The 262-nt window shown below is 73.7% G+C and carries 1 protein-coding gene; it reads left to right on the top strand.

Annotated elements, in window-relative coordinates; all coding sequences use genetic code 11:
- Window positions 1–262: beta-ketoacyl synthase N-terminal-like domain-containing protein (locus VR45_RS41710; protein ID WP_045945206.1), on the top strand; the 262-nt coding region annotated here is incomplete at both ends.

The raw sequence follows: 262 nt of genomic DNA, 5'->3' as shown, positions 1-262 counted from the left end.
CTTCGGCATCAGCCCGCGCGAGGCCGCCGCCATGGACCCGCAGCAGCGCCTGCTGGTCGAGACCGCCTGGGAGGCCCTGGAGCGGGCCGGCGTCAACCCCGACGGACTGCGCGGCAGCCGCACCGGCGTCTTCGTCGGTGCGATGAGCATGGAGTACGGCCCGCGGCTGAACGCCCCCGTCGACGGCACCGAGGGCTTCCGCCTCACCGGCACCACCACCAGTGTGGCGTCCGGACGGATCTCCTACCTGCTGGGCCTGGAG

Origin of the sequence: Streptomyces sp. NRRL S-495 (genome assembly GCF_000966955.1) — a bacterium.
GTDB lineage: Bacteria > Actinomycetota > Actinomycetes > Streptomycetales > Streptomycetaceae > Kitasatospora > Kitasatospora purpeofusca.
Note: the sequence above shows the minus strand (reverse complement) of the source record. Positions and strands in the feature narration are given on the sequence as shown.